This window comes from Candidatus Brocadia sapporoensis, from assembly GCF_001753675.2.
Taxonomy (GTDB): Bacteria; Planctomycetota; Brocadiia; order Brocadiales; family Brocadiaceae; genus Brocadia; species Brocadia sapporoensis.
Map to the genome: position 1 here is coordinate 1 of NZ_MJUW02000087.1, position 14,008 is coordinate 14,008.

Genomic DNA, 14,008 nt, shown 5'->3' on the forward strand with positions numbered 1-14,008 from the left:
AGGGTATTACAGAAGGTCGATTTTCGCACTGCGAAAATCGTTTGCAGAATTTAGGTAATATTTATTTGCACAATAATAACAACATCAAGTGTAATCAAATTCTATCATTTATTCAGGAATATAATCAATATTTTCACCGACGTTAGCAAGTTTGTTTTGGCTTTCCAATTCTTTCAATTGTTTAATATTCTTATACGTTTCGTCAATTAAAATATTCCTTTTCTGCAGATACTTGGGCAGAGGAACATTAATTTCTTCGTTTTCCCTACAAATATCAAGATATCTTTTTATTATTTCTAACTCTCCTTTCGCTTTTTCTTGTTTATTACGATACCACAAATCTTTTACCATTTCTCTGATTTCCTTTAATATTTCACCCATACCTTGAAAACTGAAACCACCAGGAGATGATATTCTAATACGATAGACTTGTAGTCTTTCGTGTTCATTTGAATAATAGTCTAAATTGTTTAAAATATATTCTATATCAGGAATTCCTTTATCTAAAGATAACATTGCCTGATCGGGAAGATTAAATGGAGGCAGTGGGTAAAAAAGTTTTGTTTTACGCCACAATCTAAGGGTTTCTTTCCATATTTTATAGTAATCATACATAATCGGATGATCCATATATTTTTCATACTTATGAAACCAATGATCTAAACTTTCTAAATAGCTATCTTGAGCTTTTTTATAAATGTTTTTACTAAGAAATAAATCATATATGTTACCTATGCTAGTGGATAACAAAGTAAGATCATTAATTGTCCATGTCCCTTTTGTTTTAAACCCGAAAGTAATTTTATTAGAATTTTCACTCATTTGGTTTTTCCCTTTTCATGAAGCATAACGCAGACATCACCTGGAGCGCGTTGTTTACGCGATCAGGTGCATGGCGTGGTTAAACGGTCATATTCGGATTTTCATTTTCAATATCCCAAAGGAGAGCGATAGGGTCTCCTAACTTGAGATAGCCCATCCCATCAGCCTGGGCAAACAATGGCTCACCGTGCATCGCGACCTTCCATTTTATACCTCGCCAACTAGCGCCTCCTAGAGGTTCTCCATTCAGGAAATGCCATTTTGCATTATGAGATATTGCATTACGACAGTGCCGCAGAAATTCCCATTTTTCTCCGCTACTGCGATAGGCTTTGCCTTTTGTTATTTCATGAGCCATTGCAAGGCATACAGATGCCGTTCGTACTTGGAAGTCCAAAAGATAGCCATGATTAAGGGCCATTTCTTGAGCCACAAATTCAATGCTCACGTCTAAGGTTTCAGTGTCACCTGTCACAGCGAGATTCAATGGGCCGAGCAAGCTCCCGATACCAGTTTCTATGTCTTTTCCGGCATCCCCATACTGAGAAGAAATGACGAAGTTACGTTTCCCGTCGGCAGCAACCAACACTCCAATTACACAAATCTCCTTTAGTCCATGCAGTTGGGCCAAATACGTCATAACCAAAGGATAGAAGGGCTTTGACCTATCGAAGTTATATTTCATTTCCTCGCTAATTTTTCGTTTAACGATTAAACTCAGCCGCCGCTGTTAAGCGGTCGGCTGGAATGAATGGTTAGGGCAATGCTATTCCTCTATTTTTTACCTATAACAAAATAAGGGCGAATATTTTTAAGTTTTTTTGGGCCGATTCCCTTCACTTTGAGCAAATCATCCACAGTTTTATAGGGTCGCCCAGCAATGATTCTTGCAGAAAGAACAGGGCCGATTCCATCGACAGACATGAGTTCTTCTTTGCTGGCACTGTTTAAGTCAATCAAGCCTTGTGGAGATTTACTTTTTTCCAACTTTAAGGAAGCTATATCATCTGAAACCGTGTCGTTGTTTTTGAAACTGAAGGGTTCCGTAGAAAAATACGCGAAAATCGGCAGGTGATCTGAGTACCCCTTGCCCAAGTGCCTACCCATACCACTTTCGGCCCTCTGCCAGCGATGGACGGTTTTTCCTTCGAACAGATAGTCCGGTTGGAACTTACTAAATGAATTATCGCTATAGGAAATTCCCTTGGCATCATAAAGTGCTTTGGAAACGATAATATTGTCCGGACTCTCCTGCCTCCCGGAAAAAAGGTAAGACCAACGGTTGCTTTCACTAACTTCAAGCCATAAATTATACAGATACTCATTCGTGGTCTGCTTTGTTAGTGCTTTTTCATCGACCATCTCAGCATCTTTGATAGTTTTTAAGATATGATTGATTCCTGTAATACCGTCGGTATCGTTTAACCTGCCAGAATTTCGAAAGGTTTTGTATTCATTGTAGTTCGAATTAAAATCACCTATCAGTATAAAGTCAACATCCTCTTTTAGTTTATCAATTTCTCTCCTAAGCGTATTGGCGCAAGTTATTCTCATACTTTCAGGACCTCGTTTCGATTTCCAGTGGTTGATAAACAGGATGATACGATTACCATCAATATCAAGAGTTATTTTAAGAATATTTCTCGCAATTTCATTATCAACCAGATCAACCTGTATCTCTTCTTTCTCAACAATCGGAAACTTAGACAAAGCAGCGCATTTCACCGACGTGGCGTTGGAGTCCGCAATTTCAAAATAAGGGTAATCTACACCGAGGTCTTTCAGCTTGTTACGTAACGTAATAAGGGCTTTTTTCGACTCGACTTCCTGCAAAGCGATAACATCACCTCCCATGTCCTTCAACACTCTGGCAATATTGGTGTATTTAATATTTGCAATACCCTTAGACCAGCCGTAGCCGGTATTCGGAATATACTCCGGGTATTCCGTTCCATCCCAGGTAAGATCAAAGAGGTTTTCCAGGTTATAGCTCACTACTTTAAAGGTTTTTGCTTCTATTGGCGTAATACAGCAAAGCAAAACAAAGAGAATTGATACCATTATCGTTTTCATCTGCCTTTTTAACATACACTTATCCACCTTTTCCCTTGTTTTACATTTAAAAGCCTAACGGACAAGCTCACCGGCGACAATGGAGCGCAGCGGAATTGCCGTCCGGCGGAGCGCCTTGTTGTGCGGTTTTTATTTCGTTTTTTGGGCGCTACTGTTGCAGAGTTAAAACGCACCAATTTGTTCCAGTCAATGTCCCCGTTATCTTTGCAAAATAGATTTGCAAACTCTTTGGTGAACTTGTTAATCATCTGTGAATACGATTTTACAAAGTCATCATTCTTTTCTTTAGCCTTATATCCAAGTGGTTCGATAATTTCTGTGAACAGTTCGCTGTCGCCGGATATAAACTCCCAAAAGCGTTGCCCACAATATTTGAAATAATCTCCTTTGTCTGGTTTGCTGTCCCTGCCGTAACAGCAACCATTTACAGCAACAATGTTCAATTGTGAGTTGCTGGTTCTCAATGCCTTTTTAGCGGTCTTGAAGTCCGCAACCATTTTAGCTATTTGTGAACTATTACCCCAATTAGGTCCCGATTTGATTGTTACAATGTTTCTTATTCCATTGCTGTCAAATTCAAGATCAATACCTGTGATACCCGATTTACGGCCTCCGTAAACCTTATCACTGATGAAAATGGCAAGTCCTTCCAGCCAATCGCCAAAAATGGTTTCTTCGTTTGAAGATATATGCACGTTCACCAAGCCTTTTACAATCTGTTCAGCAGTCAACACATATTTTGCTTTGAACAAATAGGGATTTTTCCGCTTGAGAACTTGCGACAACTTTAATCCGTCAAGGCTTTGAATCCTCTTCTGGTGAAAAGTCCCAATGTTTTGTTCAACGTAAAGGGATACGTCTTTTAGATTTAATTTTTTCATATTCCGCCTTTGGTTCGAATAGATATAACTCAACGGGTCGCAATCGTTTTTTCACCATATCACAATACTCAGAAATGATGTCGATACCTATTGAATTTCGTCTCGTTTGGTTTGCGACAATTAACGTCGTTCCAGAACCCATAAACGGGTCAAGAACCGTGTCATTTTCTTTTGTGAAAAGTTTAATGAACCATTCTGGCAATTCTTCGGGAAAAGCCGCGCTGTGATTCTTATTATTACATTCGGTTGCCAAATGAAGAATATTTGTTGGATATGCCTTATCCCTATCAAGCCAGTTTGAAATATTCTTACCAAATCCACTTCCAACTTTTGAGTTGTCACGGATTTTATCGGTCTCAGAAAGGTTTTTCAGTCTTGCATTTGCCCACTCGCCCATCGGAACCATTACTTCCTCCTGGTACAATGGACAAGATTCCCCTCTGATTACGATTGAACAGGCTGGCCGATCATTTCTTTTATGTGGTTGAGAAAAATTTCATTTGGGGGGTAATTGTCTTGCATCGGATTAATACTATGTACCGGTGCATAACATCCGATTTGGTGTAACCTTTCCCGGGTTTTTATAATATCGTCGGGATTGTCATCGGCATAGATATTAATGACTGCCAGATCAATTTTAGAGACAATTTGCCGTGTAGAACGTTTGATCTTTGTTTCCCGGGGGGTAGTGACAAGGATGCTGATGTCTGCATCATGTGCGTGCAGGAAACTATTCCCTTCTATAAGAATTGAATCATTTTTGCTAAAGTGGGCTAACGCCTCTTTTATGCCCCTTTTCAGGTGTTCTGAGTGTGCCTGAAGCCAGACGACCTTCCGGGCCCCGGCGCTATTAAACAAAGCAGTATCTTTGCCCGATTGATTGATTTGCAGCGGATCCGTAGTGATCGTATAGGGACGCTTCATGGTCTCACACACATCGCAGTCAGAATGCCTGGGACAGTTACCTTCGTGCTTTGTCGTGATTTTTAGGGCTGAAAAATCCTCAAGATTTTTCAGTAAAAATCGCACAACAGCCGTCTTTCCTACGCCACTTGCCGTACCCGTAATGGATATGATTCTCATACGCTACTCTTCAATAATATTAACGTAATTCAACATGGATGCTCCAGACAGTTTTTCCCTGACCGAAGAACTACGTTTTGCAAAATATTCCTTAAGCCTACCGATGCATTTATTTGTAGAGCGGAGAGTCTCGTCGCTCTTCCACCACAACGTTAAAGTTCATTATACTATCTTCATACAATTCCCACAATATCTTTTGTCCTTTTCAAGGTATCAGAGACCGAAATCGCTGAATCGTGTTTTCGCGAAACTATCCAACTATGCGACTTTGGCACAAATCTTTGACGTTTCGTTTTAGATGACCTTGGGGCAAAGACGCAGTCAGATGATAGGAGTGATACGGGGAGGGAACTATTTTTTTGCGAGCCATTGGCTCCTGATTGTTCACGGTGTAAATATTTTTTGCAAGGTGTCCCTCCTTCATCCCCTCCTTGAGAAGGAAGAGATGAAAGGGGAGGTTAGTCGGTTGCGTGAATATTGCGCTATTCTGGTTTCGGCGGATTGTGCTGGGACGTTTGAGTCTCTTTTTTGTGAATAGCCTCTTCATATTCATCTGAGAAATAATGAATGGTAGAGAGCACCGGATTTGCAGCCGTTTGCCCCAGTCCGCACAAAGAGGCTGTTTTTGTGACTTCCGCTAATTCCTTTAAGAGTTTAATATCTTCCTGTTTGCCCTGTCCTTGAGTAATCCGCGTGAGGATATCAAGCATCCGCTTGGTGCCTATCCTGCAGGGCACACACTTTCCGCAGGATTCGTCCTGGCAAAATTCCATGAAATAACGGGCAATCTCCACCATGGAAGTAGAGTCGTCCATAACAATAAGTCCTCCTGACCCCATAATTGCCCCCACCGCTTTTACCGTTTCATAATCGATAGGGAGGTCAAGGTGTTGGGCGGGAACGCAACCGCCGGAAGGGCCGCCCATCTGAGCAGCCTTAAATTTTTTTCTGCCAGGGATACCCCCGCCGATGTCATAGACAATTTCACGGAGCGTGGTTCCCATGGGAACCTCAACAAGGCCGGTATTTTTCACATTGCCTGCCAGGGCAAATATCTTTGTGCCTTTACTGCTCTCCGTGCCGATTGTCTTGTACCATCCGGAACCGTTGAGGAAGATAACCGGCACATTTGCAAAGGTCTCTACATTGTTAATATTCGTGGGTTTCCCCCAGATGCCGCTGGTGGCAGGATATGGCGGACGTGGGCGTGGCATGCCCCGTTTCCCTTCAATGGAAGCAATGAGAGCCGTCTCTTCTCCGCAGACGAAGGCTCCGGCGCCCATTTTGATCTCCAGATCAAAGCTGAAAGATGTTCCGAGAATATTTTCGCCGAGGAGTCCCAGGTTTCTTGCTTGTTCTATGGCAATTTTTAAGTGCTCCACCGCTATGGGATATTCTGCACGCACATAAATAAATCCCTTTTTTGCGCCAATTGCATATGCGCCAATGAGCATCCCTTCAATAACGGCGTGAGGGTCGCCTTCAAGAACGGCTCTGTCCATAAATGCGCCGGGATCCCCTTCATCCCCATTACAGACTACGTATTTTGTATCTCCGTGAGCCTTTCTCACCGATTCCCATTTAAGACCTGTCGGATATCCAGCTCCACCCCTCCCTCGCAGTCCTGAATTTTTTATTTCGTTAACGACCTTGTCCGGCGTCATATCCGTAAGCACTTTTGTGAAAGCGGCATAACCGTCTCTTAAGATATATTCATCAATATTGCGGGGATTGATACTACCACAATTTTTTAACACAATCTTTTTTTGCTTGCTGTAAAAAGGGATGTCCCGGACATACGGAATGCGTTTCCCCGCTTCGGAATAACAGAGACGGTCGATGATCTCGCCTTTTTGTATCGTACGTGAAATAATTTCGGGAACATCTGTTTCTGTGACCCTGCCATAGAATATCCCTAACGGTTCTATGGTCAATACCGGCGCCCTCGTACAGAGGCCCTGGCATCCGGTTTCTATGATTTCTATCTTGTCAGCAAGAGATTGTTTTGCAATTTCATCCTTGAACGCCCTGCACACTTCTTCAGCGCCAAGCGCCTTGCAACCGGTCGCACAAATGAATATCCGTGTGGTATCAGTCCGGCGTTTTGCTTCAAGGGATTTTTTGTATTTATGAAGATCGTCAGGGGTTTTCAGGTTTTTCACGGTAAACACTCCTTTACGGTTTAGTAACTTTTCAAAATTTGTTCAGTTTTTTCCGTCGTTAGCTTTCCATAGTATCGTTCATTAACCATCATGACCGGCGCCAGAAAACAGGTCCCCAGACAGGCTACCGGTTCATAGGTAAATTTGTAATCTTTTGTTGTCTCCCCTTCTTGAATATGGAGGACTTCGGTGATTTTTTTCTTTATATCGGGAGCGCCCTTGATGTGACACGCCGTGCCAACACAGACCTTGATCGTATGCTTGCCCCTGGGTTCGAGTGAAAATTGTGAATAGAAGGTAATAACCCCATAAATCTTGCTCAGGGGGATCCGAACCCTTGCCGTTATCTCTTCCAAAACATTTTGGGGCAGATATCCGTATGCGTCCTGAATCTGCTGCAGGATAGGAATGAGGTCAGCAGAAGTAGCGCTGGTATATTTAGCAAGGATGTCCCTGCATTTGGTTAAATCTGCCAAGGGTTTACTTTTTTCGCTCGCGGTAACCGGTTTATGCATCATGTTCTATCTCCATATATATAGAAATCTCTTAGGCGATCAAAAATTGGCTTTTGCATACTGAACTGCATTTTTAAAAATCAAAAAACCGTCTCCCCATTCTTTTAATCCACTGCGGGTCCAGCTCGGATGCTGGGTCGGCTCTATATGCCTCTCCGGGTGTGGCATCATGCCAAGGACCTGTCCCGTCGGATCAGAAATGCCTGCGATACACTGAACGGAACCGCCAGGATTCCATGGATAGCCAGCTTCTTCACCACGTTCGTTCACGTACCGCAAGATTACCTGACGATTCATTGTTATTCTATTCAGGACGGCTTCGTCCTTTGTAATAAACTTTCCCTCCCCGTGTGCTATGGGTAAATAGATAACCGAGACATCAGAGTTTTTAATAAAAACCGATTTGTCCGAACAGACTTTCAGGTAAACCCATTGGTCTTCGAATTTGTTTGAGTCATTGAAGGTCAGCGTAACCTCCTGGTCAGGCATATTAAAATCCGGCAGAAATCCAGCCTTTGCCAGCGCCTGAAATCCATTACAGATGCCAAGGACGAGCTTTTTTTTATTGATGAAGGTTGTAATCTCCTCTGCCAAATGATATTTGATCTGATTGGCCAGGATTTTACCCGCTGAAACGTCGTCGCCATACGTAAACCCGCCAGGGAGGGTTAATATCTGATAATCGCGAAGTGAGTTCTTGTTTGCAAGCAGAGTATTGATATGCATAACATCCACCTTTGCCCCTGCTCTTTCAAAAGCGTATTGGGTTTCACAATCACAATTTGTCCCAGCCGTTCTGAAGATTACTACCTTTGGTTTTAGCATGCTGAGTCATTACCTAAATAATTTCAAAATCGGGAAATTATCCATCTGTTCAGACATGGATAAAATTCTGCATATAAGACAGTACAAGATACCTTTTTTTAGTAAAAAGACAACAAGAAATTATTCGTTTTTTCCAACGAATTGTTTTTTTCAAAAAATCTCAAAATCCATGGATTTTCCCTTTGCCAAATTGCATACGGGGTGAGGCATTTTGCTCAGATGCCTCACCCCTGTTTCCATGGCTATATCTTCTCTACCTTTACCGCGCACACTTTATATTCCGGGGTAAGCGCCAGGAGATCTTCGCCGGGACCGGTCAGAACGTTCGTCGGAGTCTCCGGGAAATGGAAGGATAAGAATACACATCCAGGCCGGGACTTTGCCGTGACGTTCGCCTTCACTTCCAAAGAACCACGCCGGGATCTCACCCGTACGGTATCCCCCGTTTCTATACCCAGTCTTTCAGCTTCGTCAGGATGGATTTCCATAAATTCTTCCGAACTGATCGAATAAATCTCCGGGTTTCGCAGTGACATCGAGCCGTTGTTATAATGGTAAAGACGGCGACCCGTGGTCAGATACAATGGATAGTCACTATCGGGCAATTCCTCCGAAGGGGTATACAAAAGATCATTCAATCTCCCCTTTCCCCTGGTGAATGTATCTTGATGTAAAATAGGCGTGCCGGGGTGATTCTTATCCCAGACAGGCCACACCAGACCATCACCCTCGAGCCGCTTAAAATCAATTCCTGCAAATTCCGGCGTAAGTTTGGCTATTTCATCCATAATTTCACTTGGATGACGATACTGCATGGAGTAACCCATGGCGCTGGCAATCAGGCAGATAATCTCCCAGTCGTGCTTTGTCCCCTTGGGCAGTGGAATGGCCTGATTGAGCCGTCTGACCCTTCTTTCGGCATTGGTAAAGGTGCCATCCTTTTCAAAAAAACAGCCGGCGGGGAGTATCACATGGGCCAATTTTGCCGTCTCCGTCATAAAAAGCTCCTGCACAACGAGGAAATCAAGTTTTTTCATAGCAGACCGCACATGATTTATATTTGCCTGTGTTGAAGCCGGGTCGTATCCGATAATGTACATTGCTTTGAGTTTTCCTGCGAGGGCTTCCCGGTACATTTGAGGTTCCTTTAGTCCTGGTTTTTCCGGAAGCGGACAACCCCATGCCTCAGAAAATTTTTTATTGGCAACAGGATCATCTACCTTTTGATAACAGGTGTAGACGTCCGGCAACGCTCCCATGTCGCATGAACCCTGAACGTTGTTCTGCCCGCGAAGCGGATTGATCCCGGTATTAGGTCTACCCACGTTGCCGGTAATTAACGCCAGATTCGCCAGTGACATCACACCATGCGAGCCTGCCTTATGTTCGGTCATTCCCAAGCCATAGACAATCATTCCCTTCTTTGTACCTGCGTAGATTCTGGCAGCCCTGACAATGTCTTTCTGAGGAACGCCTGTAATTTCCTCCGTCCTTTCCGGCGTGTACTGTGCCACGACCTGCTGTAGCATGTCGATATTTTCGGTGCGCTGCCGGATAAATTCCTCGTTTTCCAGCCCCTCTTTTAAAATGACGTGCAGCAGGCCATTGATCAGGGCGACGTTGGTGCCCGGTTTTAAACGGAGCCACACGGTTGCGTACTGTACGAGTTCTATCTCACGCGGATCAATTACAATGAGCCTTGCCCCGTTCTGCCGTACCGCTTTTTTGATTTTCAGGGCTGCGACCGGATGGGCTTCGGTAGTATTGGAGCCACTGACAATGAGCACCTCCGCTCCTTCTATATCCGCCAGGGAATTCGTAGCAGCTCCGCTTCCCAACGATGCCCGGAGACCCGTTACCGAAGGAGCATGGCACACTCGGGCGCAATTATCCATGTTATTGGTCCCCATTACGGCACGGGCAAATTTTTGAGCCAGAAAATTTTCTTCGTTTGTGCCCCTTGAAGAGCTAAGGCATCCAAAAGCATCCGATCCGTATTCCCGCTTGATTTCCATAAACTTCCTGGCTACAAGGTTGATTGCCTCATCCCAGCTTGCTTCACGGAAGGGTTGATCAATACGATCCCGGATCAAAGGGGACGTTAAACGGTCCGGACTCTTGTAAAACTCGTATCCATATCTTCCCTTTACACACAAACTGCCATAATTGGGAGGTGAGTACACATCGGCTGTTACCTTCAGAATTTCACCCCCCTTTACATGAAGCAGAAGACTGCATCCCACACCACAGTAACAGCAGACCGTACGTACTTTTTTGGTTTCCCAGGGGCGTCCCTTTTTTGCAGCGGGTTTGTCCATAAGTGCGCCTACCGGACATACAGAGACGCAGTGTCCGCAAAATACACAACCGGCGTCTTTTAAGGGTTTTTCAAAGGCCGTGGCGATTGAGGTTTGCATCCCCCGGTTTGAAAATGCCCAGATATGCTGATCCTGAACCTCATCACAGATTCTGACGCATTTTCCGCAAAGAATACATTTGTTCATGTCCCGATAAATCCCGGGATTTGAATCGTCAGGTCTTGGGGGAGGATTCTGTTCCACAAACCGCGAGGTCTTTACCTCGTATTCGTACATGAAGTTCTGGAGCTGACATTCTCCCGTTTTATCGCACGTCAGACAGTCGTTGGGATGATCAGACCAGATAAGTTCCAGATTGAGTTTTCGTGCACGCGTCACAGATTCGCTCCGTGTAGAGACTTTCATACCCTCTGAGACAGGGGTTGCACAGGAGGCCACCAGTGGCCGTGCGCCCTCTACCTCTACCACACACATCCGGCATGCCCCGGAAGGAGCAAGACGCGGGTCGTGGCACAGAGTTGGGATATGAATCCCCAGTTTTTGTGCCGCCTGCAAAATCGTTTGAGAAGGCTCTGCCTCCACTTTTTTCCCATCGATCAATAAAGATACCATAGATTACATCCTCCATTTTAAATAAGTCTGTTAAGTTAGCCACAGGGGATACCGTGTTTACAGAGAAATGCAGTAGGGGAAAACGGCAATTCACCCTTGCTCTGCGTATAACTACGGGAATCTGTGTCTCTACGGAGACAGATTATCCAATCAACTATTGGATGAAGGGACGGTACCTCTTCCGGGCAAGATGAAACTGGGATAGACGAGGCTGGGATTTCTTATCGGATGATGAACTACCTTGCAAGAGAGAAGTGACCCTTGCATTTTTTCGTGAAGGAGCTACAGGTAATCCTTTAAGAGTCTATACCTTGTCCACTTAACCTGGAAATGGCGCCGCCACTTCGGTAAGTGCACTCACCCGTAAGGAAATGACGTGCAGTTTTTCCAGATCATAGGTTAAACTCCAAAAAAGATGCCCATATAAATTACGCTGTCAAAAGAATTGTTGCGATTTTTGATTATACAAATGAGTTGATATTTTGCAATATCAAAAAGTTACGGTTCCTGTAAGCCTTCCAAATCCTCCCATCGTTGATAGGCTTCTGCCAATTCGCCGTCCAGGGATGACACCCTGGCCTTAATATTCGTGATCTCATCTTTCCCCTTTTGAAAAAACAGGGGGTCGCTCATGGTTTGATACAGTTGCTGTTGTTCCGTTTCTATATCTTCAATACGTTGTGGCAAGGCCTCGAGTTCACGTTGCTCCTTAAAGGTAAGCTTGCGGGGGCGCTCACGTTGTTTGCGCACCACTTCCGTCTTTGCCGGCATTTTTTCCCTAACGTCGTTCCTTTTTTCCTCACGCTGGCGTTGCCAATCGTCATACCCGCCAATATACTCATTCAGCTTTCCATTCCCTTCGAACACAAAAACGCTGGTTACTACATTATTAAGAAAAGCGCGGTCGTGGCTTACAAGGAGGAGTGTGCCCGGATAGTCCAAAAGCAGTTCCTCTAAAAACTCCAGTGTCTCTAAGTCAAGATCGTTTGTAGGTTCGTCCATCACGAGGACATTGGAAGGTCTCGCAAAAAGTCGTGCCAGGAGGAGGCGGTTGCGCTCTCCGCCCGAAAGGGCATTCACGGGAATCCGTACCCGATCGGGAGCGAAGAGAAAATCCTGCAAATAGCTGATAACATGCCGTGGCTTGCCGTTAAAGATAATGACGTCGTTCCCGTCCCCTATATTATCAAAAACCGATTTATCCTCTTTCAGTTGAGCGCGAAGCTGGTCAAAATAGGTAATGTTGAGACGAGTACCATGACGCACGCTGCCTTGTTGTGGAGTCAATTCTCCCAGCAAAAGTTTCAGAAGTGTAGTCTTACCCGCGCCATTAGGACCGATAATCCCGATCTTGTCACCCCGCATAATTGCTGCGGAAAAACCACTGACAACCGGTTTGGCATCATAGCTATAGGAGGCATCTTCAACCTTTATCACGAGTGCACCGGAACGTTCGGCCTCCTGGGTTTGCATGCGCACGGTGCCCATGACCTGACGTCTTTCCAGCCGGGCTTTGCGCATATCTTCCAGAGCCCGTACCCGCCCTTCATTCCTGGTGCGACGTGCCTTGATGCCCTGCCGGATCCATATCTCTTCCTGCGCCAGTTTCTTGTCAAAAACGGCCTGCTGACTCTCTTCGGCATCGAGGACTGCCTGTTTGCGCTCAAGAAAGGTCTCATAATCACACGCCCAGCTCGCCAGATATCCCCGGTCAAGCTCAAGAATGCGAGTGGCCAGTTTTTTCAGAAACGTACGGTCATGGGTAACGAAGAGCAGCGTTCCTCCATACCGCAGGAGAAACTCCTCCAGCCAGGTAATCGAATCAACGTCTAAATGATTGGTCGGCTCATCGAGCAGCAGGATATCAGGGTCACACACCAACCCTCTGGCAAGCAGCGCCCGGCGTTTGAGACCGGCGGAAAGGGTGTTAAATTCGACGCCGGCATCTAGTTGCATCAGTGAAATTATCTTTTCTACCCGATGGCGTCTTTTCGGATTATGAGCAATATCTTGCGGAGATACGCCACGTACCTGCATCTCAAACCCGGCAGATACGATATCGAATACCGTACCGTGCAATTCTCCGGGAATTTCCTGGGAAAGATAGGCGGTATGCAGCCCCTTTTGCCGGACGATTTCACCGGAATCGGGTATCAGGTCTCCGTTGATCAGCTTGAGCAGGGTCGACTTACCAGTTCCATTGCGGCCCAGAAGACACACCCTTTCATTCCGTTCTATCTGCAAATTTGCATGCTCAACCAACGCTGGCCTTCCAAAGCCCATTGTTACATCCTGCAAGCTTATCAATGCCACACAGATCCTCCTGATATAATGCCCAAACGAGTCTCTTCCTTCCAAAGATGATTTTGATATTTCCAGCAAAAATATGGGCGAGATTTGCCCCGTCTGGGTTGACTCCCGCTTTTCGTGCTCCACCTCCCTGTCGGGCAGAGATTCAGTATTTTTTCTGCTTTGTTCGTATCAGAAATTAGACTCGTCTTCAACGGTTTTCTAAAAAGGTTATAATAATATTACTGATAAAGTCTCAAAACACAAGACGGGAAAAATTTCTCCGGCTAGCACTAAAACAAACAAGGTTTAAAAAACATCGCCAATCGTCCTAAATTTAACCCTATTTTTACGTAACTATTCAGCGAAACAGGTGGTGAGAGAGAATATTTTCTCAGAATAGTTAGGAGCCGATAGGGAAAACGGGC

General features: G+C 44.8%; 9 protein-coding genes and 2 pseudogenes. All 11 read right to left on the bottom strand.

The features are described 5' to 3' along the window. Positions 1 to 108 precede the first annotated feature (108 nt). Positions 109 to 822 carry a hypothetical protein gene (locus tag BIY37_RS08215; protein ID WP_070067360.1) on the bottom strand — a complete coding sequence of 238 codons (714 nt, stop codon included), beginning with the start codon at positions 820 to 822 and terminating at the stop codon, positions 109 to 111. A gap of 79 nt (positions 823 to 901) precedes the next feature. Next, positions 902 to 1,507 (bottom strand): hypothetical protein, encoded by a 606-nt coding sequence (locus tag BIY37_RS08220; protein ID WP_070067361.1) that lies wholly within the window; start codon positions 1,505 to 1,507, stop codon positions 902 to 904. A gap of 89 nt (positions 1,508 to 1,596) precedes the next feature. After that, a complete protein-coding gene (locus BIY37_RS08225; protein WP_070067362.1) occupies positions 1,597 to 2,910 on the bottom strand; it encodes an endonuclease/exonuclease/phosphatase family protein in 1,314 nt (437 codons plus the stop codon). Between the two features lie 140 nt (positions 2,911 to 3,050). Then, a pseudogene (locus tag BIY37_RS08230) lies at positions 3,051 to 3,776 on the bottom strand (PmeII family type II restriction endonuclease); the annotation flags it as partial. Continuing rightward, positions 3,736 to 4,200: pseudogene (locus BIY37_RS08235) on the bottom strand (DNA-methyltransferase); the annotation flags it as partial. The pseudogenes BIY37_RS08230 and BIY37_RS08235, both read right to left, overlap by 41 nt. 20 nt (positions 4,201 to 4,220) lie before the next feature. Next, entirely contained in the window at positions 4,221 to 4,859 is a 639-nt protein-coding gene (locus tag BIY37_RS08240) for a P-loop NTPase family protein (protein ID WP_070067363.1), read from the bottom strand. Between the two features lie 482 nt (positions 4,860 to 5,341). Further along, on the bottom strand, positions 5,342 to 6,940 hold the full coding sequence (nuoF, locus tag BIY37_RS08245; RefSeq protein WP_420886188.1) for an NADH-quinone oxidoreductase subunit NuoF: 1,599 nt from the start codon (positions 6,938 to 6,940) through the stop codon (positions 5,342 to 5,344). Positions 6,941 to 7,041: 101 nt separating this feature from the next. Further along, positions 7,042 to 7,539 (bottom strand): NADH-quinone oxidoreductase subunit NuoE, encoded by a 498-nt coding sequence (gene nuoE / locus BIY37_RS08250; RefSeq protein WP_230402473.1) that lies wholly within the window; start codon positions 7,537 to 7,539, stop codon positions 7,042 to 7,044. Positions 7,540 to 7,575: 36 nt separating this feature from the next. Further along, positions 7,576 to 8,361, bottom strand: a complete 786-nt coding sequence (purQ, locus tag BIY37_RS08255) for a phosphoribosylformylglycinamidine synthase I (protein ID WP_070067365.1) — start codon at positions 8,359 to 8,361, stop codon at positions 7,576 to 7,578. A gap of 242 nt (positions 8,362 to 8,603) precedes the next feature. Next, complete coding sequence (gene fdhF, locus BIY37_RS08260) at positions 8,604 to 11,291, bottom strand: formate dehydrogenase subunit alpha (protein ID WP_070067366.1); 2,688 nt, start codon at positions 11,289 to 11,291, stop codon at positions 8,604 to 8,606. A gap of 498 nt (positions 11,292 to 11,789) precedes the next feature. Further along, complete coding sequence (locus tag BIY37_RS08265) at positions 11,790 to 13,604, bottom strand: ATP-binding cassette domain-containing protein (RefSeq protein ID WP_070067368.1); 1,815 nt, start codon at positions 13,602 to 13,604, stop codon at positions 11,790 to 11,792. Positions 13,605 to 14,008: the final 404 nt, after the last annotated feature.

Bases quoted from the DNA above. Each gene is read 5' to 3' on its own strand.
- nuoE (WP_230402473.1), bottom strand. From the start codon at position 7,539: ATGATGCATAAACCGGTTACCGCGAGCGAAAAAAGTAAACCCTTGGCA.
- fdhF (WP_070067366.1), bottom strand. From the start codon at position 11,291: ATGGTATCTTTATTGATCGATGGGAAAAAAGTGGAGGCAGAGCCTTCT.
- BIY37_RS08240 (WP_070067363.1), bottom strand. From the start codon at position 4,859: ATGAGAATCATATCCATTACGGGTACGGCAAGTGGCGTAGGAAAGACG.
- BIY37_RS08215 (WP_070067360.1), bottom strand. From the start codon at position 822: ATGAGTGAAAATTCTAATAAAATTACTTTCGGGTTTAAAACAAAAGGG.
- purQ (WP_070067365.1), bottom strand. From the start codon at position 8,361: ATGCTAAAACCAAAGGTAGTAATCTTCAGAACGGCTGGGACAAATTGT.
- BIY37_RS08220 (WP_070067361.1), bottom strand. From the start codon at position 1,507: ATGAAATATAACTTCGATAGGTCAAAGCCCTTCTATCCTTTGGTTATG.
- BIY37_RS08225 (WP_070067362.1), bottom strand. From the start codon at position 2,910: ATGTTAAAAAGGCAGATGAAAACGATAATGGTATCAATTCTCTTTGTT.